This window comes from Neptuniibacter marinus (genome assembly GCF_001597725.1).
In the GTDB taxonomy this organism is placed as follows: Bacteria; Pseudomonadota; Gammaproteobacteria; order Pseudomonadales; family Balneatricaceae; genus Neptuniibacter; species Neptuniibacter marinus.
The window spans coordinates 69,440-94,415 of sequence record NZ_LUTR01000001.1 but is presented as its reverse complement, the minus strand read 5'-3'; the positions used below and the strand labels follow the sequence as shown (position 1 = coordinate 94,415).

The following is a 24,976-nucleotide window of genomic DNA, read 5'->3' as shown; positions in this document are numbered from 1 at the left end:
GAGTTCCTAAGCCTTTGTTGTGAGTGGGCGAGTCGTCTCTTTTGGGTAAAACAGTAAAGAGATAACTTTGGAAAGACGTGATAGGGTTGCCAGCGTCAGTAATGCAAAGCCTACGAAAAGCACACTTTTAATAATCCAGCGGTAGGGCAAGCCGCCTGGTGCTTCCGAGACCTCACTCAGCTCATAGGAATACGTGATAAAGGGAATCGCATACCAGAGGACAATCATAAGAAACGGGGTTAGTAAAAAGATGATACCTACTAACTCAACCCATGCTTGAGTTTTAAGAGATAGTCGATCATGTAATAGATCCACACGAACATGGTCATCAGCGACTAAGCAATAGGAGAGGCCTACGAGCCAACCGAGTGCATAGAGGTGCCACTGTAATTCTTCAAACTCAATTCGTCCTTCATTCAAAATGTAACGCATGAGCACGTTAAGAATGATGACGCCCATTAATACGACCCAAGTCCAAGAAAATAGATGACCTATCGCTCTAATAAAACGATCAACCGTTTTTGATAGCGCGGTCTCAGGCAGTGCTGTGTGATGAATCAAGGGATCAAGTTCAAGGTGTTTAATGGAAGCGCTAGATTCAGGTTGCATAATTTCTCCCAGAATTTGCCTTTTTATTCTGTTTGTTAGGCAAGCCGCCCCCAGCTTGTGTTGGTTAAACGCAAGTGGGGCGGTAGGATTTGTGTTGAAAAGTACTTATTAGAAATCGCGTGGTAAGTACGCCAGTTTCTTCCACTGTTTGTACTCGTTGATGAAAGCTTGCTGAGATTGATAAATCTTTTTGAAATCTGCATCTTTCTCAGAAATTTCAGCCATCACTTCATCGGTCAGCGCTTTTAGGGAGCCGAGCATGTCGTCATTGAGTTTATGGGCTGTAACGCCTTTCTCAGGGAAGCCAGCAAGGACTTTACCTTGTAGGGATTCACCACGGGTCAGGGCTCTAAATGTACCTGCTGTGCAGGCCATATCTATGGTTGCTTTATTGGCTTCACTTAAACCGTCCCAAGTTTCTTTATTGACTACAAGATGTGATGCAGTGAACGTTTGATGCCAGCCTGGGAAGTAATTGTTTTTAGCAACCTTATCGAACCCCATTAATTGATCTACAGCGGGCATTGAGAACTCAGATGCGTCTATTGCACCCTTTTCTAAAGCGGGAAAGATTTCTCCACTGGATATTACAGTAACGGATGCCCCTGCTTTTTGAAGGACTTTACCCCCTAAACCTGCGAAGCGTATTTTGAGACCTTTTAAATCATCCATTGATTTGACCTCTTTGACGAACCAGCCCGCTGTTTCTGGGCCGATAACACTACATAAAACAGGGTGTACACCGTGCTTTCCGTAGAGCTCTTCTGCGAGTTTTTTACCTTCGCCTTCATACCACCAAGTTGCGTATTCCCATGGTTCCATACCGAAAGGAACAGCGGAAAGTAATGCTGCGGCAGGGATTTTTCCTTGGTCATAGCCAAGCCAAGCATACCCTGCATTGAGCTGTTTATTTTTAACCGCCTCAGTGATGCCAAAAGGAGGAACTAATTTTCCGGGTTCGTAAACTTTAAATTGAATATTCCCAGCGCTTGCCTGCTTTACCTGTTTTGCAACCTGTTTTATTGGATCACCTAGCCCAGGTAAATGGGTGCCGAAAACAGCTTGAACTTTCCAGCGGATTTTCTCATCTGCTGCTAGGTTTGCAGAGATTGTGCTTGTAAGTAAAAAAGTGCTTGTAGCTAAGGCTGTTACAAAGGGCGTTAGTGACTTTGCATGATAATGCATGACTTATTCCTCATCGGTTTATATTTGAGCGTATGCTCAGGATTATTTTTATTTTTCAATATAACGATACGATATGTATCGTTATTCATATGAAGAGAAAGGTCAAGTTGTTTTTTATAATGATACAAAATGAATCGTTATTCATTCTATTCTAAGGGTTTAAGCTTGTTATTCTGGAGTGCCTGTGTGTAAGGTCGCTAGAGAGTCTTTAAGCTAGTCTGTTATGAGGGGACGCGTTTGAGGACTGAGCTACAGAGCTCAATTTGGGACTATTATCAGGTTCAGGAAAAAGTGCTGGCTGTAAAAAGTACTTAACTCAATAGATCGCTGGTTTAAATGAAGGGGGGTTATTGCGGGGTGACTGAGGGTGTACTACTGTTGAAAGGGGTAGTATGTATTGTGATTGGGTAAAGCATATCTAGGGAGATGATTAGTTATGGAAGTGAGCCGATCTCTGTCGCTAGGCATTCATTCCTAGTACAGATATAGATTGCTAAGTTTATATGGCTCGCTGTAATAATAGGCTACTGTCAATTCAGTTGTTTTAATTTTTATCAGTGCCTTTCAACGTTACAAGTTAGTTTTATAGGATGGCAGGCTTACTCTCATATTAGTGTTAAATTTGTGTCTTAAGGTTGTCGGGTGAAAAGGCAAAAAAGGGAGCGTTTTTTGTCTACAAGAGCAATGTGTAAGTAAAGCGTTCGCATGGAGTATTAATGTTTTTAGCTAACAGTCGGCTACCCCGTATATTATTGGTGGATGATGATGCCAATCAAATCACTATTTTAAACAAAACGTTAAACGCTATAGGGCAGGTGTTCTTTGAGCAGGATAGCTTATCCGCTTTAAATCAAGCGATTAAAATTTTACCCGATGTTATTTTGCTCGATATTGAGATGCCTCATCTTAATGGTTATCAGGTTCTGGCTGAGTTAAAAGCAAATGAAATAACCCGTAATATTCCCGTTATATTTATTACGGTGCATGAATCTATAGAGGAACAGTTACTTAGTTTAAAAAGAGGCGCGGTTGATTTTATAGTCAAGCCTTTAAGGCCTGAGGTGGTTGCTGCTCGCGTTCGAACCCACCTTCGATTACGTGATAGGGAGCGCGAATTAGTTCAGGTTCACCGACACGCAAAAGTCACCTTGGAATCTATTGGTGATGCCGTACTAACCACGGATAAGAATGGCTGTGTGACGTACATGAATAAAGCGGCCGAGTATATGATCGGTATAACAGAGACTGAGGCTAAAGGGCGAGTGATTGAAGAGATAATGCCGCTACGCGTTGGTGATAATGGCCCTTCACATATTAACCCTATTCGTATTTGTATTGAGGAGTGCCGTGTTGCCAATATGGCAACTAACTGCCAAATGATGAAACAAAATGGGCGTTGGATGCCAGTTGAAGATAGTGCTTCTCCATTAGTTTCAGAATCGGGTGAAGTAGTAGGTGCTGTCATTGTTTTTCGCGATATTAATGAGTCACGCGCAATGGCAATTAAAATGTCTAATACCTTTCAGTATGATCAATTAACGAATCTTCCTAATCGCTTTTTGTTGATGGAACGCCTTGATGCAGAGATGAAGCGAACTCAAAGTAATGGCTGTCAGTTGGGTTTGATTATGCTCGATGTTGACCGCTTTAAGTTAATTAACGAAGAGTTCGGTTTTGACTTTGGTGATAGGCTGCTCAAAACAATAGCATCACAAATTAATACCCAACTACAATGTAATGAAACACTTAGTCGGCACAGCGCCGATGAATTCATCGTGTTAGTTCCCGAACTTGAAAGGCTAAGTGATTTAGCTAATTTAGCGGTGAAGATTAGAGAGAATGTAATAGAAACTGTTTTACAGTGTACTGATATCAATACCTTTTCTCTTAGTATGGGTGTGAGTGTTTATCCGGACGATTCACTAGATGCTCAGTCATTAATGTTGCATGCAGATGCGGCTTTACATCGGGCGAAAAGTGATTCATTGCATGAGGGGTTGTGTTTTTACTCTAAGGATATGGAGTTACACTTTATAGCAAGACGTCAGCACTATATGCAGCTAAAAACAGCTATTTCAGATCATAAGGTAATCGCCTTATATCAACCGATCGTAAACTCACAGACGGGGGCTTTGGAGGCTGTTGAAGCCCTTGCCCGAATACAGGGCAACAATGGATATCTAATCCCACCTGATGAATTTATTCCGCTTGCTGAAGAAACACGTTTAATTATCCCTCTTGGCGAAAGAATGATTCAGCTTGTTTTTGCTCAGCTGCAGATATGGTGTAAGGACGGTTTAAGTATTCGCGTGTGCCTTAATATTTCACCAATACAGTTTCTTGATCCCCATTTTTTGTCTTTCTTATTAAAGGCGATGGAAGAATATAGTATCGATCCAAAAATGATCGAGCTTGAAGTAACTGAAAGCATAATGTTAGAGACTAGCCATAAGATCACCCGAGACCTTACACGTCTTCGAGAATTGGGAATATCGATCTCTATTGACGACTTTGGCACAGGGTTCTCTTGTTTAAGTTATCTCAAAGAATTACCCATCGATGTATTGAAAATAGATAAAGCATTTATCGCTGAATTGGGCATTGATAGGCCTCAAGATGTATTAGTTAAAACAATTGCAAATTTGGCACAAAGTCTAGGCCTTAAATCTGTTGCTGAAGGTGTTGAAACAGAAGATCAAGTGCAGTTCTTACAAATGCTAGGCGTGTCTTTTCTCCAAGGTTATTACTTTTCTCCACCTATTCCCGCAGGGGAAATTAAGAGTCATTACTCCCTATGAAATTTATAAAACTGAACCAATACGGTTTTACGGCATTGTGGTTTCTCCTGTCTATGGGGCTTTTGATGACTTTTTTAAGCGCATGGGTGCTTGATTATCATAATAAACACACAATTAAAATCTACACGGATGGCCTTGCAGATAAGACGGAAACGCTTATTAAAGAGCGTTTTCAACAGTTCGAGTATGGTTTACGTAGTACACGAGGTGCTATCGCTTCTGTCGGGGTAGATAAGCTTAGCAGGGAACAATTTGAACGTTACACAAATAGCCTAGATATAAATAATGAGTTTCCTGGGGCTTTAGGGTTTGGTTTTATTCGACGAGTTCCGGCGTCAGAAGAGGCTCGTTTTTTAGCCGATGCTCGTCAGGATGGAGCGCCTGGTTTTACCATTAGAGCGCTAGACCCTCACGATGAAGATCGTTTTGTTATCCAATATATTTATCCTATATATAAGAACAGGCAGGCTGAGGGATTAGATATTGGCTCTGAAGCCAATAGGCGTTCGGCGGCACTTGCTGCTGCTAGAGACGATAGGGTTTATATAACAAACCCTATCACTTTGGTTCAGGCGAATAAAAAAGCGCGCAGGGGTGTGCTTATACTTTTGCCTATTTATTCAAATAATACGCTGTTAAATACACCGCAAGCACGTAAGGATGCGGTGGTGGGGTGGTCTTATGCACCATTAATTATTGATGATGTCTTGACTAATCTTGATGCCCTCACAGATAACTCCGCCGTTACTTTGAGTAATAAGGAAGATGCTTTTTTTACTTCAAATAATACAGCCGCTCAGTTTCTCGATGACAGTAAGGTCGTAAGAGAGGTATTTGTAATGGGGCAGCATTGGAAAATGCAATTAACCCCTACCGCTAAAGCGACTAACCGGATAAAACCTTGGAATATAGACTGGGTAATTGCCGTTGGCTTAGGATTAACATTTTGTAGTTTATTAGTTATTAGTTTATTGCGTAATGCTCAGGTGGGAGAGGATCAGCGCGATGAAATATTAAAAGCGGATATCCATAGCTTATCCATTTTTTTTAAGAGTGCTAGATTTAATCGTTCTGGGCCATATATTTTTCTTTTTCTCTTTTTTGTATTTTCGGTATCGAGCTGGTTTATCGTAAAAAACCACCTGTCTAGTGTTAGTAATGAGCTGCTAAAAGTAAAAGAATCTGTTCTTCTTGAGCTTGATAATGAAACAACTCAATTCAAGCGTGATGTGATATTTCTTGCTAATACCCCCTCTATTTCTGACCTTTTAAATGATCAAGTCGAGGGTGTAGATTCACAAAAACGCTTATTATCGCATCGCTGGTACGGTACGCTGGCGGACATTTTTAAAGCGTATATGCTGGCCATTCCTGATGTGCATCAAGTGCGTTTAATTGAGGCCAGAAATGGTTGGAAAGAAAGCGTTAAGGTTCAACGTGATGGAGATGAGCTTGGGGTATATGCTCAAGAAGAACTTCAGTTTAAGGGTGATGAGCCGTATATCGCAAAAACACTTCAAGTGGGGGCAGGCAAGGTTTACGTCTCAAATATTAATTTAAACCGAGAATACGGAAAAATCGAGCAGCCTGCCCGACCGATGTGGCGTTTTTCAACGCCTATTTTTAATGAGGATGGCACGCCGTTAGCTATTGTTATTGTGAATGTCAGTGCAGATAGGATCTTAAACTCTTTTGCCTCCAATTTACCTGTAGAGTCCGAGCTTTACATCACAAATCAAGCTGGCGATTTTTTGCTCCACCCTAATGTAGAGAAAACGTTTACTTTTGAATATGGGAATCCATATCGTTGGGATAATGAATTTAAGGAAGCTACTTTTTTACATAAATTAAGTGCTTTTAATATGCTGCGTTTTGAAGGGCAAAAAGGATATGTGTTAGCCGATCAAGGTCGTTTTTCGCTTGATGAGCAGACTCAAGGAGGTCGTTTAGAAATTTATACTGTTATCTCTCAGTTTTTCGTTGTAAAAAAAATCGTCTTTAATATTGCCGGCGTACTTTGTGTGTTTTTGATTTTAGGTTTCTTAATTTTCGCTGTTCAATATTGGATGTGGCTAAACGAAAAAATACGTCAAAGAAATGCTCTTGCTGTAGAAATAGAAGCCCAACGGAACAAAGCGATGCTGCGTTTCAAAGCGCTGCTAGGGTCTGCGCCTGATGCAACCTTTGTAATCGATCAGATAGGTATTATTAAAATAGTCAATGCTCAAGCAGAGAGTATGTTTGGCTACGACCGCGTTGAATTAGAAGGACTTTCTATATACACAATATTACCCGCTACGGCAGACGATGGAGATGCGGTGCATCTCATGGAGTATGTGGAGCAGCCTGAAAAACTGCCTTTTGGTGGTAATGAAGAGTTTCTTGCACTTAGAAAGGATGGGAAAGAGTTTCCAGTTGAGATTAGCTTAAACACCGTCAACATTGATGAGAAGTTACTGGTACTCGCTTCAGTACGTGATATTAGCGATCGGCTTGCTATTGAGGCAAAGCTTAGAAAGGCGTTACGTGATGCAGAGCAAGCAACGGAAGCGAAAAGTGCATTTTTAGCAAATACCAGCCATGAAATTCGCACACCTATCAATGCAGTCATTGGTTTAACCTATCTATTGAATGAGGAGCAATTAACTGACTCGCAACATCGACTAGTTTCTAAAATTCAGATTTCAGGTAAATCCCTATTGGGTATTGTTAACGATGTATTAGATTTGTCGAAAATAGAAGCGAATGAAATGGCATTGGAACAGTGCCCGCTAGATTTACCAGAGTTCTTTGAGGAAGTATCTAGTGTCTTTGCTGTACAGGCAGAAGCTAAAAATATAGATTTCACTTGTAAGCTTGATCCGAATTTACCCTCGTGGGTACTGGCAGACGAAGTCAGGCTTCGTCAAATTTTGGTTAATTTACTAAGTAATGCGTTTAAATTTACTACCATAGGTAAAGTTTCTGTTCGTGCTGAAGTTCAGTCCGAAGTAGAAGGCCTGCCAGATAACCATGTGAGCGTACGTCTTAGTGTATTGGATACAGGGATTGGCATTTCTGATGAGTCTAAAACGCGCTTATTTAATCCTTTTATGCAAGCGGATTCTAGTACGACACGCAGTTTTGGTGGTACTGGATTGGGATTATCCATCGTCAGTAAATTAGTTAGCCTTATGGGCGGAACGCTAGGTGTTGAAAGTACAGAAGGGGTAGGAAGTGTTTTTTGGGTTAGTTTGCCATTGAAAGTCCAAACATCTGACGAAATTATACTGCAAGAGAATCAAAGCCGAGCTCTGTTTGTATTGATTGCTGAGGATAATCCAAATGATGCTAAGCAGCTGCAAGAAATAACACGCGCCTTAGGTTGGCGTTCTGAAATAGTCAGTAATGGTAAGCAGTTAATTCAATCTTTTGTTACACGACAAGAAGAAAACCTACGGCCACCTGATGCTATGATCGTGGATTGGCAGATGCCAGAGATGGACGGGTTAGATGCGATTAATATTCTTGCGAACAAAGAGGATAGCGAGAAATTACCAGCGATTTTAATGATTTCAGTCCATGATAGTGAAACCATTAAAAAGCATGATACGGAGCATTTGGTAAATCGATTTTTACATAAACCCGTCAATGCTTCGGCACTATTTAATGCAATTAATGATGCGGTGACGTTACACACGGGTAATGCTAAACGTGTATTACAATCCACCCATACTGAAGCTGTCAGCGCAAGGTGGTTGCCGGGGATTCGTTTGTTGGTAGTGGATGACAGCCCGATTAATTTAGAGGTGGTTAGTCATATTCTTGAGCATAACGGGGCGTTGGTTGAGACAGCGAATAGTGGTGAGGAGGCCCTTGAAAGATTACAAGATAGATCTAATGACTATGATGCAGTACTGATGGATGTACAAATGCCAAGTATTGATGGTCTTGAGGCAACGCAGCGCATTCGTCATCAACTAGGTCTTAGTTCTTTACCTATTATTGCATTGACCGCAGGTGCTTTGCTGGAAGAGAAAAAACGTGCGTTGGATGCTGGAATGAATAACTTCCTTACTAAACCTATAGATCCATCAAAACTTATCAACGTGTTAAGAATATCTGTAGAAGCTTATCGAAGTAAGGATATACCTATTGAAGCGATTAATGCGGCGGCGCCTGATCGGGATATTTGGCCAGACATAAGCGGTTTAAATCAAGCTCAAGCCAAAAAAATGCTACTAGGGAATGAACAATTACTCTTAGATATGCTGGATAACTTGTTACAAGAGCATGCCAACCTTATGATTCCGCCAGCCGTGGATTTTGATAAGAACAGGGAGACTGGTCAGCGCTTGCAGATAGCATCTCAAGTTCATAAATTGAGAAGTGTTTCTGGAATGGTTGGCGCAGAGAAAATACAGTTGCTGGCTGCTGAGATTGAGACGGCTTTAAGAGCTGAAAATGAGCCGGTAATGAACTTGTTATCAGAACTGGCGCTTGCATTACAAACACTACAGCAAGCGAGCTCCAGTTTCATAGAGGCTAGGCGTAAAGAGAAAGATTCCGCTGTAAATCAGGAGTCACACTTAAGTTCGAACTTGTCAGAGCCTGTCTTTAAACAGGATGTAGCAGAAGATATTCTGACCTTGTTAACCGAGCAGGATTTAAGCGCTTTGGCTAAAGTGGAAGAGCATAGTGCCATGCTGCGTGAGGCTTTGGGCCATAAGGGGTTTAACGAACTGAATGATTGCTTGGTGAAACTTAACTTTGAACAGGCGGTCTCTTTAATGGCTGCCCTTATAAAAACGTCTGGAGCTGAAGGGTAATATGATCAAGCCTAAGAGTGGTGAACTACCAGACATTCTTATTATTGATGATGACAAGACAGTCATCATGGCTTTGAATAAAGCGTTAGAGGAGATCGGACGAATTCGTTTTGCGTTAGATGCAAGGCAAGCGTTATCGATGATCAAAGCACAGCCACCTAAGCTTCTTCTGCTCGATATGGATTTACCTGACATTAATGGATTAAAGGTGTGCCGCACACTAAAAGGCAATCCCGATACTGCTGATATCCCTGTCTTATTTATTACAAGTAATAGTGAGCTTGGTTTTGAAGAGGCTGTATTTGATGCGGGAGCCGCTGATTATATTATTAAGCCACTTAACCCACGTGTGGTAGCGGCACGTGTACAGACACATTTGAATTATCATCAAGCCATTCAGTTGCTTGAGCAGTTGGCGAAAATTGACTCTATGACGGGGCTTGCCAATCGCCGAGCATTTGATGAGCGGTTAAGTGTTGAGCAAAGACGAATGTATCGTGAAAGAGAGCCGCTGACAGTTGCTATGATCGATATTGATCAATTTAAAAAGTACAATGATCACTTTGGTCATATAAAGGGTGATGAATGTCTCAAAGGCATTGCGCAAGCACTGGCTAATAATGTTCGGCGTCCGGCGGATGTTGTTACGCGGTATGGTGGTGAAGAGTTTGCGTTAATTCTACCTAATACAAGTAAAGAGGGTGCTGATATATTACTTCAGAAGCTTATTCGACTAATCGAAGAGTTGAATGTAGAGCATGCGCCAGACGCTATATATAAATACGTCACTGTATCTGTTGGGTACAGTACTTTTTATCCAGAAAAAAACAATCAAAATCATTTAGATGATTGGGCTGTCGTTAAAGCGGCTGACCGCGCTCTTTATGCCTCTAAAGATAAGGGGCGAAACCGACTGAGTTATCAGTCGGTGGAATGAGTTTAGCGTATCAGATCCATTTCTTACGTTTAAATAGCACAATGAGCGCAAAGGAGATGATAAACATCGTACCTAGCAGCACATAATAGGCATTAGGGTGGTGCAGCTCTGGGATATTATCAAAGTTCATTCCGTATAAACCGGCTAAGAAACTTAGCGGTACAAAAATAGCGGTAATGACTGTAAGCACGCGCATTGAGACATTTTGTTGGTGTGAGCTTATTGATATATAGCCTTCAACCATATCCGAGCACATCTCGTAGTAGAGGCTAGATAAACTGTAAATACGTTCAAAGCGTTCATAAACATCAGTGAGATAGTGTTCATGCTTTGATAGTTGAATAAATGAGGCTTTATCATCATTTGCGTGGGAGCAGAATTCTGCAAACATCTGTTGATGATAATTAAATATGCGCTTTAGGCGTAGAAGCTTTATCCGATAGCCTGCTAAAGCGGCCATATGCCTTTCTCCTTCACCAGCTAGAAGGGCGTCTTCTTGTAACCCCAATTCATCTTCAAAATTCAGCATATTAGATAGATAGGTATCGGATGACTTATGCATTATTTTTAGAGCCAGTAGCATTGGCTCCTCTATATAATCTGTAAGTGAATCTGATTGGATAATTTGGCTTATCCCCATGGAGTGTTCAGGGTGTACGGTGACTAAATATCGATCATTGATAAAAAAGCCGATCTGTTGGTGATTGTATTCCAACTCATTAATAACGTCCGATATACCGCGGTACAAGATAAAAGTTTGATCTTGAAAAAGCTCTATTTTGGGTGGATGGCGTGTCCTAAGTACATCTTTCACTGCAAGGGCATTGCAGTTTAATGATGAGAGAAGCTCGCCAACCCATTGTTGATCCATCCCAGTGTACTGGATGTCTATCCAAATAAAACTTGATGCATCGTTTTGCCAAGCCGCTATCTGGTCTTCATTGCCGATCAACATAGGTTGACCGCTCTTTTTCCAATATGTTGTGACCATTTACTATGGCGTCCTATAGATTAACGATTAAGTTCGTCAGAGAGATCTTCTTGAAACTCATCAACTTTGGCTTCAATCTCTTCAATGTCGCCAAAGCGGGCAATGTGATAAAGCGCATCTCCTTCATTAACTAAGGGGAGATTGGTTTTTCCAATCACAATGCCGCTATAGGGAGAGGTGATTTGCGCTTCTTTCTCACCAAAAGGGTCAGACACAACACCCAGTAAGGTGCCTTTGCTGACACGACCGCCAAGGGGGATAAGTGCGCGCAAAATACCACTTTCAGAGGCGCGTACCCATGAGCTAGAGCGGGCGACTACCGGTTCTTTATAGGATTTACGTGTGCCTCGTGAAGGGGGAAGCATACCTAATGAGCGCATGACGTTTACAATCCCTTTTACGCCGGCCCTGATCGCCATCTCATCGAACCTTAGCGCTTCACCTGCCTCATATAACAGCATTGGAATCCCATGTTCCGCTGCGGCTTCTCTAAGCGAACCATCTCTAAGGTTGGACGATATGATTACCGGAACATTAAAGGCGCGTGCGAGTTTGTCGGTTTCTTCATCATCCAGGTTGGCACGAATTTGGGGAAGGTTCGTACGGTGTACCGCGCCAGTATGTAGATCTATACCGTGAGTACTTTGACAAACTATCTCCTCCATAAAGAGGTGGGCGATACGCGCTGCAAGGGAGCCTTTTTCACTGCCAGGAAAGGAGCGATTAAGGTCGCGCCGATCTGGTAGGTAGCGAGAGTGGCTCAGTAATCCATGCACATTAACGATAGGCACGGCGATTAATGTGCCTTTAATACGTTTAAGTGCTGGCAGGGTTAACACGCGCCGGATAATCTCAACCCCATTGATCTCATCGCCATGTATTGCGGCGCTGAGAAATAGTCGAGGACCATCTCGTTTACCATTGATGACGTGAACAGGGATGGTCATAGGCGTATGGGTGTAGAGGCGGCCTGCCGGAAGCTCAATGGTCGTCCGTGTACCTGGGGCGACCTTTGTTCCGTTAATAGTAAACGTTGTATCTGCCATAGATATTAACCTTTACCCCGTGTTTTTGTTCGATGAGGTTTTGCATTTTTCTCAATGAAATCAATAATCATACCCGCTATATCTTTGCCAGTTGCGGATTCGATTCCCTCTAACCCAGGTGATGAATTCACTTCCATCACCAACGGGCCTCGCTCTGAACGTAAGAGATCAACCCCAGCCACATTGAGCCCCATGATTTTGGCTGCATTGACTGCGGTGGCTCGTTCAGCAGGGGATATTCTAATCAGTGATGCACTGCCGCCACGATGAAGGTTGGAACGGAATTCCCCCGCCATTGCTTGGCGTTTCATCGCAGCAACGACTTTATCACCAATAACTAAGCAGCGAATATCGGCACCGCCAGCTTCTTTAATATATTCCTGCACCATAATATTCACTTTTAGACCCATAAAGGCTTCAAGTACGCTTTCGGCTGCTTTTTGTGTTTCAGCAAGGACAACGCCTATACCTTGAGTACCCTCAAGTAACTTGATGACGAGAGGTGCACCGCCAACCATTTTGATTAGATCGCCTATATCATCAGGGTTGTTCGCAAATCCAGTAAAGGGCATACCTACGCCTTTACGGGAAAGTAACTGCATAGTACGTAGTTTGTCTCTAGAGCGAGAAATAGCGACTGACTCATTTAAAGGGTAGGAACCCATCATTTCAAACTGACGTAGAACCGCAGTGCCGTAAAAGGTAATAGAGGCGCCAATACGAGGAATGACGGCATCAAAGTGGGGTAGTGGTTCGCCTTTAAAGTGAGCCTGTGGTTTATTTGATGCAATATCCATATAGGTTCTTAAGGCATCTACCACCATAGCTTCGTGGCCACGCTGCTCGCATGCTTCGACGAGACGGCGAGTTGAATAGAGCTTTCTGTTACGTGAAAGGATGGCGATATTCATTTGTCTGCCTTTTGGCTTGAATTGTGTGTCACATCATCGGAGGAACCTAATAAAAATGTGGCTGCAGGATCTACGATGAGCCGTCCGTCAATTGCTGAGTGGCCTAACACTAAACGGAATGTCATTTCATCCATGTTGGTAATTACTAACTCAACAGGCCACTGCTCGTTCCCCATTTGAATCGTCGTTTTTATAAGATAATCGTCTTCTTTTTTGCCGTACTTATTTGTACCTTCGAACTTGCTGAGGATGGGGGCTTCGCAGAGTACAGCTTCTGTCCGATCATTCTGTTTTGGATGAATACAAAAGCGGACGTGAGGCTGCCCATCTTTTTCAAACTCCTCAGTCATAAAGGCATGCAGGGTCGATGTTTGCCTTCCTGAGTCAATTTTGGTTTGTAGTGGCGTTAAACCAAGCTCTGGAAGTAAGGCCCATTCTTGCCAGCCTGTTGATATACGTTCTTTACCCATGGTGCATACCTATAATGTATAAGCCTAGCGGTTATTTTGGCGTGGATAAGTCAGAAGTGCTGTAGGTAGAATTTACGTTTCTCCTTTTACCAAGGAAAGTCTGTTATTGCACTCTATTTCAGTTAATCAAGGCTATTTAAAAATAATCTATTGATTGGCGGTATTCCAAAGAGGAGCTTATTGATAGTTAACCCTAAATTAACTTTAGGTAGAGATATCTATTTTGTCGACTAATGGGGTCTCTTCTTATTGAAGAAGGGAGGTGGTAATGGGATTAGGCTATGTATCGTTCTATTCGGTATACTCTAATAACATAGGATACTAATTCTAGTGCACTTATATTCTAATTGTTGATATTTATGCGTCATATATTGATTTTAATTTGTTTGTTCTTTGTTGTTATGCCTCGGGCTTATGCTGAACACATATTAATTGCGGCAGACCGCTGGTGTCCGTTTAATTGTGAAGTAGGTGCCGAACTGCCCGGTTTTATGGTGGAGGTTGCCCAGCGGGTATTTTCAGACCATGGACATGATGTTGAATATATAGAGATGAATTGGTCGCGTGCTATTCAAGAAACGCGAAAAGGTAATATTAATGCCATTATGGGAGGCTTTAAGAGTGATGCTCCACAGTTCATCTATCCTCAAGAAGAGTTGGCGGTTTTGGGAAACTCTTTTTTTGTGCGTAAAGATAGTGACTGGACTTATGAGGGAGTTGAATCCCTTAAAAATGTGCAGTTAGGGGCTATTTTAGGCTATGACTACGGTGATGAGTTAAGGAGTTATATCCAAGAGAGTGGTGCTGAGAGAGTCACTATGCTCAATGGGAATTACCACTTGTTATCTCAGGGTATTAAATTACTTGATAGACATCGTATTGATGCGATGATCGAAACTGATCCTGTGTTTTGGTATACAGCAAATCAGTTGGGACTAGCAGATCAATTTAAATTTGCTGGCACAATGCAGCGGGAAAAAGCGTATATCGCTTTTTCTCCAGCACTGAAAAGTTCAACAGTGTATGCAAACCTTCTATCTGATGGCATAAAGAAGCTTAGGGCGTCAGGAGAACTCTCCACCATTTTAGCTAAATATGGCCTGAAGGATTGGAAATAATAGAGAGACCTAATAGAGAGTACCTATCTGATACGGGCATGCTAGGTAACAAGGTTATAGCATACAGTTTATTATCACTTTCCACCTAAAAAGCCACCGCTTTGATGGGCCCATAACTGGGCATAAATTCCCTGTTTTTGAATTAATTCGTTATGGGTTCCCTGTTCGAGTACTTCCCCTTCATTCAAGACAACTAAGCGGTCTAAAGCTGCGATAGTCGATAGGCGATGGGCAATCGCTATAACGGTTTTGTTTTCCATTAAGGTATATAAGCTAGATTGGATTGCGGCTTCGACTTCAGAATCTAATGCAGATGTTGCTTCATCTAAGATAATTATAGGTGCATCTTTAAGTAATACGCGGGCGATAGCGATCCGTTGGCGTTGGCCACCGGATAGTTTTACACCCCGTTCGCCCACGTGGGCATCATAGCCTGTACGTCCGGCACTATCGCGTAGGCCTAGAATGAAGTCGTGTGCTTCCGCTTTTTTAGCGGCATAGATCATCTCTTCTTTGCTTGCTTCAGGTCGACCATAAAGTAGATTATCGCGCACTGAACGATGAAGGAGTGCGGTATCTTGAGTGACCATTCCTATATGCGCGCGCAGGGAGTCCTGCGTTGTGTCTCTAATATCTTGGCCATCAATTTGTATAGAGCCACTTTCAACATCGTAAAAACGCATAAGCAAATTAACAATGGTTGATTTCCCAGCACCAGAACGACCTACTAAGCCTATTTTTTCACCCGGTTTTATCGCTAAATTTAGCTGATCTATGATCTTTTTCTCTTCACCATAACCAAAGCTGACAGTATTAAAATCTATAGCACCCTTTTTTATTTGAAGTGCTTTTGCATGGGCTTTATCTTGGATCTGGAGTGGTTTTGATAGTGTGCTCATGCCATCGGCAACTGTGCCAATATTCTCAAAAAGTGCACTGATCTCCCACATAATCCAGTGTGCCATACCATTTAACCGCAGAGCTAAAGCGATAGAGATAGCGATGGCACCAACAGATACAGCATTTTCGAGCCAAAGCCAGATGGAAAGTGAGGCTACAGAAAATGAGAGCAAGTGGTTTATGCATTGCACACTAAGGTTAAGCCCTGTGGCAAGACGCATCTGTTTATGGACAGTCTTTAAAAATAGATCCATGCCTTCTTTAGCGTATTCAGCTTCTCGCTGAGTATGGGAAAACAGTTTGATGGTTGTAATGTTGGAATAGGAATCGACAATTCGTCCGGTCATCATTGAGCGAGCATCTGCTTGCTCGGTGGATATTTTTTTCAAGCGAGGGACAAAATAGGTTTGGATCCCTACATAGAATAATAACCAAATGGCCATAGGTAAGGTGAGGCGCCAGTCTGATTGAGCGACTAATACTAGCATGGCAAAAAAGTAGACAACGATAAACACCATGACATCTAGTAGTTTCATTACTGATTCACGTATAGAAAGCGCAGTCTGCATCACTTTTGTTGAGATTCGTCCGGCAAAGTCATCGGCATAAAAGGAGACGCTTTGTTTTAAAAGATAGCGATGGGCGAGCCAACGGATAGACATAGGGTAGTTACCCAAAAGAGTTTGGTGGGTAATTAATGAATGTAGTAGACCGGCAATGGGCAGTGCAATCAAAGGCACTAAGCTCATTAACAGAAGTTGATCTGCTTCTTGCTCAAGAAAGGTGGCTCTATCTTTAGTTGATAGCCAATCAACTAGTTGTCCCATAAAACCAAATAGAGTGACTTCTAAAATGGCAACCGTAGCGGTGAGTAAAGACATCGCTATTAATGGCCATTCTGCGCCTTTTGTATAGTGACGACAGAACGCATAAAGGCCTTTGGGTGGTTGGCTAGGCTCTGCAGGAGGAAAAGCGGGAATCAGCTTTTCAAAAAATGAAAACATAAGTCTCTCTAACAGTGAATAAAGTAGTTATGAGTGGTGGGGTCAGTCACAGCAGTTAAAAAAGGTCTTGTTGGGTATTGAGCACATGTAAATGATCGCCAACTTTGATCTCACCTGAGCGGATGATTTTACAGCATAATCCGCCGTGGCCAAGCATTGCACTAATACCATTATGACCTAAGGCGGCTTCCATTCTTGAGCAGGGGTGGCATAAAGCGCTGGCTTCAAATACAGCACTGCCGATTCGAAACTGTTGGTATCTTAACGCATTGAGATTAATGCCGGATACAACAAGGTTTCTCCGTAAAAGATCGGGGGCTATCGTGTTCTTGTTAGCGTAGTAAGCGATTTGTTGAATAAACTCTTCAGAGATAAGCGTTACTTGGCGTGCAGAACCGGGCGTTTTTATGCAGCGATGGCCTCCTTCTAAGCCTTTGTGTTTTATGGCCATGACATGATCAAGTGAGATAAGAGGCTGTTTACGCTCTGGTCTAATGCCTATCCAGTTAAGCGTTCCGGGAGGTAGATCTTTTGCGTAACGTAAAAATAAATTATGTAAGCTCATAACGCGATGGCTACTCCCATTCCTGCTTTGCTTCCACGTAGATCTTTTGATCGCTTTCGGTGATGAAAAGTTCAATCGGTTGGCAGCAGATCTCGCAATCTTGAATCATCTGCTGATCAATATCGTTGTCCGGATCTACTTCAGCAGTATTTGGGGTCATACAGTAAGGACATTCGAAAGATATGAACATAGCACCTCTTTTAAGATCAATTTGAACAAGAGTGTGGTTTTCGTTTATCGCTTGTGGAAAGGGTTTGGTAGCCTGTTTAAATTTAAATGATACAGGCTAGGTTTAGAATAGCTGAAAGGCGGTTAGTATTCCGGATTAATTATGGCATTGATTAATTCAAATGGGCGCGCATGATTTTCTTGAGCAATATCTTTCAGGCTTAGTTGTTCTGAACTAACGCTAAAATTGGCGATCTCTAAATCAATCAGTAATTGCTCTATATTACGCTCTTCAAAGGAGGCTATCTGTTCTAGTGACTTCTCTGAGTAGAGTTCAATAAGTTGCTTGTCTGGATGTGGTTTATGCTCTATTGGCGTTAAGGCTAGAGCGCTAGCTCCTAGTAATATAAAACTTATAACGGCAAGGCCCGTTTTCTTTGAGAAGTATTGTTTAAAGGAGCGCCAGTGAAACTGAATATGTAGCAGAGTCGCTGCGGCCATGATAATGCCAATCCACTCATGCATTAATTTGACTACATCTTTCCCTATATGGAAAAACATCATAACGCCACTAATCGCAATAATTAGACCGCTAGCGATGATGAGGGGCGTTGAAAAATTACGGTGGTTGTATTTCATAATGATGATCCAAATAAGCTATCTCTCTTTATAGAAATTATGCCGTTAGGAAGAGTTAACTAGGGTTTATAAACTGTAAAGAAAAGTAAAGGAGGGTCTTAAGGTTAAGGCGAAGGCGATTAAGAGGGTGAGCTCTTGTTATTGAGCATAAAAAAAGGGGGCGTTAAATGCCCCCTAGAAGTTTCTATGAATATGATCGATTGAGCATTTAATATGCGGCAGTGACACTCAATTCGACAAGTATCTCAGGACGCGCCATACGTGCTTCTACACAGGCACGAGCTGGCTTTTCACAGTCTGCTACCCATGCGTCCCAGACTTTATTCATCGCAGCAAAATCTTTCATATCACGGATATATATAGTGACAGAAAGTAATTGATTACGGTGGCTGCCCGCTTTAGCGAGTAAGTCATCAATTTTATCTAGGCAGCGTTGCGTTTGTTCTGCTATATCCCACAGGGCTTCGCCAGCGGTTTGGCCGCAAAGGTAAATGGTATTGTTATGCTTAACGATACGGCTCATGCGTTCGGTAGATTCCATGCGCTCAATGCTCATAGATATTTCCTCAACTATATTTTTTGTGCACACGGCGAGTAATGCCGGTGAATAAGGTGTAGGGGATAGTGTCGCAACAAGCGGCGACGTCTGAAGCTAGTAAGTTCTCGCCCCAAAGCTCCACATAGCTACCAACTTTAGCGTCTGGAATATCACTGAGATCAACGGCCAGCATATCCATAGAAACGCGACCAATAATGCGGCTTTTATGTCCATCCACAAGTACGGGGGTGCCATTTTTCGCATGACGTGGGTAACCATCGGCATATCCCATAGCGACCGTACCTACACGGGTGGGTTTGTCACAGGTCCATGTGGCGCTGTAGCCTACACTTTCACCCGGCTCGATTTCGCGAACGGCAATGACTTCTGAGCTTAATGTCATAGCTGGTTTTAGCTGATCGGCTAACTTATGTGCTTCAGCAAAAGGGCTTGCACCGTAAAGGATAATACCTGGACGCTGCCAGTCCCTACGTGCATTATCATGTTCAAGGGTTCCGGCTGAATTGGCCATACTGATCGGCGCTTTGAGCTCATCAGCGAGAGTGTCCAAAATTTGGATTTGTTCAGCTGTTGTATTAAGTTCAGGCTCATCGGCAGCAGAGAAGTGGCTCATTAATACAACATGTTCAACTTGAGGTAGAGCCGATAGCTTATGAAATGCCTCTTTGTATTCACCTGGAGTGATACCTAAACGATGCATGCCATTATCTAATTTCAACCATGCGGTGATAGGTTTGTTTAGTGGAGCATTAGCAATAATATCGATCTGATCTGCGTTGTGAACTGCGCACCACAAGTTTTGGTCGCTGATAATAGGTAGCTCATCCGCGGTGAAAAAACCTTCTAGTAATAATATAGGTAAGCTAATACCTGCATTGCGAAGCTCAATGGCTTCCTCAATACAGGCCACGCCAAACCCATCTGCATCTTTACTTAAGGCTTTGGCAACTTCTACGGCACCATGTCCATAGGCATTGGCTTTTATAATAGCTAAAGCACCTTGTTTAGGCGCCACAGATTTAGCCAAAAGATAATTCTGACGTATAGCATCTAAGTTAATTGTAGCGGTGGCTGGGCGTGCCATGGGAACTCCTAATCGGTGGTGCTTCTAGTAATAATAAATAGCGCTAAAAATAAAGATGATAATCTCGTAAAAGCTATTTTAAGCTGTCTTATAAAACCATAATCGCTTCGATTTCTACATCAGCATCTTTTGGTAATGCTTTGACCGCATAAGCTGCACGCGCAGGATAAGGTGCTTGAAAGTACTTTGCCATGATTTCGTTAACCTGGGCAAAGTAAGATAGGTCAGATAAAAGCACTGTTATTTTAACAAAATCGTTTAGGTTACCACCAGCGGCTTCTGCTACCGCTTGTAGGTTTTCGAATACTTGTACGGCTTGTGCTTCAAAAGATTCTGTAACCATCTCCATTGTTTCTGGATTTAATGGGATCTGGCCAGACAGATAAACGGTGTTGCCAGCTTTTACTGCCTGGGAGTATGTGCCGATCGCTGCTGGTGCTTTATTGGTAGAGATAATTGATTTATTGCTCATGATCATTCCTTCAGGATAAAGAGAGGTTGGTCAGTGAGCTGAGCAACCTCGACATGTTAAGTGTTATGACGTGGTGATTAGCCGTAGCGGGCTACAGATAAGCCTTCGTTATTGATATCCGGTGCTTTTTGGCTGATGACATCAGTAACGTATTTGGCGGAACCTAATGACATAGTCCAACCTAAAGTACCGTGGCCGGTATTTAAGAACAGGTTAGAGATATTGGTTTCGCCAAGAATCGGTGTACCATCGGGTGTCATCGGACGTAAGCCTGTCCAAAATTCAGCCTGTTCTATATCGCCACCACCAGGGAAGAGATCATTTACAACAAACTCAACATTAGCACGGCGTTTTTCTTTGAGTTCTTTATTGTAGGATGCGATTTCTGCGGTGCCGCCCACACGAATACGATCATCAAAACGGGTAACCGCTACTTTGTAAGTCTCATCCATAACCGTAGAGGTTGGTGCTTTGGATGGATCTATAATCGGTATTGTTAATGAGTAACCTTTGATAGGGTAAACAGGTACTTTTAAACCAATTTTTGAGAGCATTAAGGTTGAGTAGCTGCCTAATGCAACGAGGTAAGCATCAGATGTCATCTTACCTCTTGAGGTGCTGACACTCACGACTTCATCGCCATCAGTGTTGATGTTAATAATATCGGTCTTCATCTTGAAGACGACACCTAACTTTTTACACTCTTTCGCAAGAGCGTTAGTGAATTTGAAGCAATCACCCGTTTCATCACCGGGTAGTCTAAGGCCGCCAACGATTTTTTCTTTTACCATTGCTAGGGCTGGTTCATATTCAATACAACCGTCGGTGTCGAGGGCTTGGAAATTAACCCCACACTCTTCTAAAACAGAGATATCTTTTTTAGAGTCGCTGACCTGTTTATCTGTACGGAACAGTTGCAGCGTACCTTTGCTGCGCTGTTCATAATCTATATCAATCTCTTGACGTAGGTTAATAAAGCAATCACGGCTATATTCAGCTAAACGCATCATGCGTGCTTTATTCGTGTGGTAAGCATCTTCTGTACAATTAGCCAGCATTTTTGTCATCCAGCCAAGCGTCTGAACATCAACTTCTTTACCGCTAATCATAAACGGAGCGAGGTCTTGCATTAACCATTTAATCGCTTTTAGGGGGATGCCAGGACCAGCCCACGGAGCAGAGTATCCAGGGGATATTTGCCCTGCATTGCCATAACTTGTTTCTAAGGCGACATCTACTTGGCGATCGATTATAGTGACTTCATGGCCTGCTTTGGCTAAATACCAAGCACTCGTAACGCCAACCACGCCTGCACCTAAAACCAATACTTTCATTGTGTGACCTCATTTATTAAAATTATTTTGCTAATGAGAAAACACTAGTTTATTGGCTTTTTTGTATTAAATGGATTTGAATTTTTTTATAATTGAGTGATATCAACTAATTAATTGATTATATGTAGTGGATTTCTCTATATGACGAATAATAAAAAACGTGCATTAGATCGTTTGGATATCAGTATACTGCGTACGTTACAGTCTGATGGTCGAATTAGTTATGTCGACTTAGCGGAGAAGGTAGGATTAAGTTCTACACCTTGTATTGAGCGTGTAAAACGGTTGGAAAAGGAGGGTTATATAGAGGGCTATTATGCTCGCTTGAATCCACAGCTGCTTGATTACAATATGTTGGTATTTGTAGAGATCTCGTTGTCTTATCAGACACCAGACGCCTTTCGTATGTTTAACAGAGCTGTTTCTGATTTGCCTTATATACTTGAGTGTCATTTAGTATCGGGCGATGCAGATTATTTACTTAAAGCTCGTATAAATGATATGTCGCAATATCGTGCGTTGTTGGGTGATATGTTATTGACCTTACCTGGAGTGAAAAACTCTAAAAGTTATATAGTAATGGAAGAGGTGCGAGAGACACATGCCCTGCCTATTGAGTATAAAGCGAATCCCTAGCTTGGGCTTATAGATGGATAGGAAATTGACGCTAAAGTGTCTGTGTTATGTGGAACTTTCTCTTTGCACAATCACATTTTTTGAGTACAGCGGGGATTAATTCTTAAATTCCTAGTATTCATTATTCAAAAGGAATCATTCGCTTATTAGCTTTACTGTGTCGCTATTAGCTTTGAAACTTGTCTATAGCAGTGGAAACATCTGTTTATTTAAAATTTTTATTATAGATCGCTGCAATCTCTTAATTTTTCCTATAAAAAAGTATATTTCCCTCTCTTAGGGGGGGATATAAAGTTATTTATTCGGAATATCTATTAATTTCAAAGCCATTATCTAGCTAAATTGACTTATCTTATTGGGAACTACTATTTGTCATAATAGGGCCATAACTGTTAAAAGAGTATTTCTTTTAGTTGGCAATAAATGATTTTGATGAGTATTGCTTCTGCTGTGATCGAGGGGATCTGCATGTTAAGCAAACTGATTGAGTCAGCCATTGGTTTGCTGTTTTATTGCAGGTAGTTGTTAGCTGTTCTTTTGTGTTACTAAAAAACATAAAAAGTGCAGTGCAGCATGTACTAATAATAAAAAGCTCAAGAGTAAACAAACCTCAATTAAGACAAAAATATCGAGGAAAAATGATGGAAGCATTAACCGGTTTTATCACTATGGTCAACGGCATCGTATGGGGTCCCATGATGCTTGTATTGATTCTAGGTGTAGGCTTGTTTTTACAGCTAGGATTAAAACTGATGCCAATCTTTAAGCTTGGTACTGGTTTTAAACTTATGTGGAATGGTCGTAAAGCGACTGATTCAGAAAGGAAAGAGGGTGACATTTCTCCATTTCAAGCGTTGATGACTGCTATGTCGGCAACGGTTGGTACTGGTAATATCGCAGGTGTTGCTACTGCGGTATTCTTAGGCGGTCCTGGCGCTCTTTTTTGGATGTGGTGTACTGCGCTAGTGGGTATGGCGACTAAGTTTTCCGAAGCGGTACTAGCGGTTAAATACCGTGAAGTAGATGAAGAGGGTAACCATGTTGGTGGCCCGATGTATTACATCAAAAATGGTCTTGGTAAAAAATGGGCTTGGATGGGTACACTTTTTGCCATTTTCGGTACGATTGCCGGTTTTGGTATTGGTAACACCGTTCAATCAAACTCAGTTGCATCTGTTCTTGAATCGAATTTCGGTACGCCATTATGGGTGACGGGTGTTGTTTTAATGGTGCTAACAGCAGCTGTTCTATTGGGCGGTATTAAACGTATTGGTGCTGTTGCGGGTTCGCTTGTGCCTTTGATGGCGATCAGTTATTTGGTTGCTGGTCTTGTTGTATTAGCGATTAATGCTGATGCTATTCCTCATGCACTTGATCTTATTTTTACTTATGCATTTACAGAATCTGCTGCCGAAGGCGGTTTTGCCGGTGCAGCGGTATGGGCAGCTATTCGTTTCGGTGTGGCGCGTGGTGTGTTTTCCAACGAAGCTGGTTTAGGTTCTGCGCCTATTGCCCATGCGGCGTCCCAAACTAAAGATCCTGTTCGTCAGGGTTTGATCGCGATGTTAGGTACATTCCTAGATACTATTATTATCTGTTCTATCACTGGTTTAGTAATTATTACATCAGGTGCATGGACTTCCGGTGAGTCCGGTGCAGCATTGACCTCAGCAGCCTTTGCTCAGGCGCTTCCTGGTGTGGGTAACTATATTGTTGCTATCGCGTTAGCTATTTTTGCTTTCACAACTATTTTGGGGTGGAGTGTTTATGGTGAACGTTGTGCTGAGTACCTGTTTGGCGTGAAGATTATTGTACCTTTCCGCATCCTTTGGATTCTAGCTGTACCTGTGGGCACAGTGGTTGGTTTAGAGTTCGTATGGTTGCTGGCTGATACGCTTAATGCGTTGATGGCGATCCCTAACTTAGTAGCCCTTGCGCTATTGAGTCCGGTTGTATTCAGCCTAACGCGAGAGTACTTTGAGAAGCAAGCTGCTGAATCATTAGCAGGTAAGTAAACGGAAAATTAAAGCTCAAGCATAAGATTCTGGGTTTTAATAGTCGAATTAACCGGGCTTAGGCTCGGTTTTTTTTGGTCTGTTTTATGGTGTTTTTTACATAACTTTACAGATTAATTTTTAATATTAGATTATTCTTACTTAGTGGGAATGATATGATTAGTTCTAATAAATAAACACGTGAGGAGAGTCTGATAATGGAAAAATTTTTTAAGGCCGCATTATGCGCAACACTACTAACGACAGCCGTTTCACCTGCCATGGCGGAAGATTTTCCCTTTGAAGATCAAATTGAAGGCCGTCAAGGTTTCTTCCAAATGATGAAGTTTAATATGGGTGTACTTGCTGCGATGGCTAAAGGGAAGCGTGATTATGATGCTGAATTGGCTCAAGCGATTGCCAATAACTTGAAAAACGCGGCGGCAATGGATAATGGGCTGATGTGGCCTAAAGGTTCTGATATGGATGCTGAAGGTTTGTCTGACGTGACAAAAGCTAAAGCAGACATTTGGGCGGCAGATTCAGATATTGGTGAAAAGCATAAAAACTGGGTAGCGGCGACAAATACTATGGCTGAAAGTGCAGGTCAGGGTCTTGACGCATTACGTGGTGCGATTGGTCCTTTAGGTAAGTCATGTAAATCTTGTCACGACAATTACAAAGCTAAGTAAAAAGATCTAAAGGTAGCCTTATTGTTTAATAGGGCTACCTTCTATTGAAACCTTTA

Annotated in this window: 21 protein-coding genes; 7 read left to right on the top strand and 14 right to left on the bottom strand. The window is 42.1% G+C overall.

Features of this window, described 5'->3' with window-relative positions:
• Positions 1-6 precede the first annotated feature (6 nt).
• Together A3774_RS00435 and A3774_RS00430 are read right to left on the bottom strand one after the other, a co-directional pair.
• Positions 7-609 (bottom strand): TRAP transporter small permease subunit, encoded by a 603-nt coding sequence (locus A3774_RS00435; protein ID WP_067861846.1) that lies wholly within the window; start codon positions 607-609, stop codon positions 7-9.
• Between the two features lie 108 nt (positions 610-717).
• Complete coding sequence (locus tag A3774_RS00430) at positions 718-1,794, bottom strand: TRAP transporter substrate-binding protein (RefSeq protein WP_067861843.1); 1,077 nt, start codon at positions 1,792-1,794, stop codon at positions 718-720.
• A gap of 716 nt (positions 1,795-2,510) precedes the next feature.
• Between A3774_RS00430 and A3774_RS00425 the strand changes: the two genes are divergently transcribed.
• The 3 genes from A3774_RS00425 (at position 2,511) to A3774_RS00415 (ending at position 10,337) form a co-directional block, all read left to right on the top strand.
• Positions 2,511-4,592: a putative bifunctional diguanylate cyclase/phosphodiesterase gene (locus tag A3774_RS00425; RefSeq protein WP_067861840.1), complete on the top strand. Its 2,082-nt coding sequence runs from the start codon at positions 2,511-2,513 to the stop codon at positions 4,590-4,592.
• Between the two features lie 65 nt (positions 4,593-4,657).
• Positions 4,658-9,400, top strand: a complete 4,743-nt coding sequence (locus A3774_RS00420) for a CHASE domain-containing protein (protein ID WP_067861837.1) — start codon at positions 4,658-4,660, stop codon at positions 9,398-9,400.
• A gap of 1 nt (position 9,401) precedes the next feature.
• Positions 9,402-10,337 (top strand): diguanylate cyclase, encoded by a 936-nt coding sequence (locus tag A3774_RS00415; protein ID WP_067861834.1) that lies wholly within the window; start codon positions 9,402-9,404, stop codon positions 10,335-10,337.
• Between the two features lie 10 nt (positions 10,338-10,347).
• Here A3774_RS00415 and A3774_RS00410 read toward each other — a convergent pair whose 3' ends face one another.
• From A3774_RS00410 to A3774_RS00395, 4 genes are read right to left on the bottom strand one after another with little or no spacing between them, the layout of a single operon-like run.
• Positions 10,348-11,328, bottom strand: coding sequence for a magnesium transporter CorA family protein (locus A3774_RS00410; RefSeq protein ID WP_067861831.1), 981 nt, complete (start codon positions 11,326-11,328; stop codon positions 10,348-10,350).
• Positions 11,329-11,348: 20 nt separating this feature from the next.
• Entirely contained in the window at positions 11,349-12,374 is a 1,026-nt protein-coding gene (locus A3774_RS00405) for a succinylglutamate desuccinylase/aspartoacylase family protein (protein WP_067861825.1), read from the bottom strand.
• A gap of 5 nt (positions 12,375-12,379) precedes the next feature.
• Positions 12,380-13,285 carry a 30S ribosomal protein S6--L-glutamate ligase gene (rimK, locus tag A3774_RS00400; protein ID WP_067861822.1) on the bottom strand — a complete coding sequence of 302 codons (906 nt, stop codon included), beginning with the start codon at positions 13,283-13,285 and terminating at the stop codon, positions 12,380-12,382.
• Positions 13,282-13,755, bottom strand: a complete 474-nt coding sequence (locus A3774_RS00395) for an ATP-dependent zinc protease family protein (RefSeq protein WP_067861819.1) — start codon at positions 13,753-13,755, stop codon at positions 13,282-13,284. The genes rimK and A3774_RS00395 overlap by 4 nt, the downstream gene beginning before the upstream one ends.
• Positions 13,756-14,114: 359 nt before the next feature.
• Between A3774_RS00395 and A3774_RS00390 the strand changes: the two genes are divergently transcribed.
• Positions 14,115-14,873 (top strand): substrate-binding periplasmic protein, encoded by a 759-nt coding sequence (locus tag A3774_RS00390; RefSeq protein ID WP_067861816.1) that lies wholly within the window; start codon positions 14,115-14,117, stop codon positions 14,871-14,873.
• A 74-nt stretch (positions 14,874-14,947) separates the two neighbouring features.
• Here the strand turns inward: A3774_RS00390 and A3774_RS00385 are convergent, their stop codons facing one another.
• From A3774_RS00385 to A3774_RS00350, 8 genes are all read right to left on the bottom strand, one after another.
• Positions 14,948-16,777, bottom strand: coding sequence for an ABC transporter ATP-binding protein (locus A3774_RS00385; protein WP_067861813.1), 1,830 nt, complete (start codon positions 16,775-16,777; stop codon positions 14,948-14,950).
• Between the two features lie 55 nt (positions 16,778-16,832).
• Positions 16,833-17,342, bottom strand: coding sequence for an MOSC domain-containing protein (locus A3774_RS00380; RefSeq protein WP_067861810.1), 510 nt, complete (start codon positions 17,340-17,342; stop codon positions 16,833-16,835).
• A 10-nt stretch (positions 17,343-17,352) separates the two neighbouring features.
• Complete coding sequence (locus tag A3774_RS00375) at positions 17,353-17,532, bottom strand: CPXCG motif-containing cysteine-rich protein (protein WP_067861807.1); 180 nt, start codon at positions 17,530-17,532, stop codon at positions 17,353-17,355.
• A 122-nt stretch (positions 17,533-17,654) separates the two neighbouring features.
• A complete protein-coding gene (locus tag A3774_RS00370; protein ID WP_067861804.1) occupies positions 17,655-18,149 on the bottom strand; it encodes a DUF4405 domain-containing protein in 495 nt (164 codons plus the stop codon).
• 208 nt (positions 18,150-18,357) lie between these two features.
• Positions 18,358-18,705 carry a RidA family protein gene (locus tag A3774_RS00365; RefSeq protein WP_067861802.1) on the bottom strand — a complete coding sequence of 116 codons (348 nt, stop codon included), beginning with the start codon at positions 18,703-18,705 and terminating at the stop codon, positions 18,358-18,360.
• 10 nt (positions 18,706-18,715) lie between these two features.
• A complete protein-coding gene (gene alr, locus A3774_RS00360; RefSeq protein WP_067861799.1) occupies positions 18,716-19,792 on the bottom strand; it encodes an alanine racemase in 1,077 nt (358 codons plus the stop codon).
• Between the two features lie 88 nt (positions 19,793-19,880).
• Positions 19,881-20,264: a Rid family detoxifying hydrolase gene (locus tag A3774_RS00355; RefSeq protein WP_067861796.1), complete on the bottom strand. Its 384-nt coding sequence runs from the start codon at positions 20,262-20,264 to the stop codon at positions 19,881-19,883.
• A 77-nt stretch (positions 20,265-20,341) separates the two neighbouring features.
• Positions 20,342-21,598, bottom strand: a complete 1,257-nt coding sequence (locus A3774_RS00350) for a D-amino acid dehydrogenase (protein ID WP_067861793.1) — start codon at positions 21,596-21,598, stop codon at positions 20,342-20,344.
• Between the two features lie 141 nt (positions 21,599-21,739).
• Between A3774_RS00350 and A3774_RS00345 the strand changes: the two genes are divergently transcribed.
• The 3 genes from A3774_RS00345 to A3774_RS00335 all read left to right on the top strand — a co-directional run bounded on the left by A3774_RS00345 (position 21,740) and on the right by A3774_RS00335 (position 24,920).
• Positions 21,740-22,234 (top strand): winged helix-turn-helix transcriptional regulator, encoded by a 495-nt coding sequence (locus tag A3774_RS00345; protein WP_067861790.1) that lies wholly within the window; start codon positions 21,740-21,742, stop codon positions 22,232-22,234.
• Positions 22,235-22,875: 641 nt separating this feature from the next.
• Positions 22,876-24,249 carry an alanine/glycine:cation symporter family protein gene (locus A3774_RS00340; RefSeq protein WP_067861787.1) on the top strand — a complete coding sequence of 458 codons (1,374 nt, stop codon included), beginning with the start codon at positions 22,876-22,878 and terminating at the stop codon, positions 24,247-24,249.
• Between the two features lie 197 nt (positions 24,250-24,446).
• Positions 24,447-24,920: a c-type cytochrome gene (locus A3774_RS00335; RefSeq protein WP_067861784.1), complete on the top strand. Its 474-nt coding sequence runs from the start codon at positions 24,447-24,449 to the stop codon at positions 24,918-24,920.
• Positions 24,921-24,976 lie beyond the last annotated feature (56 nt).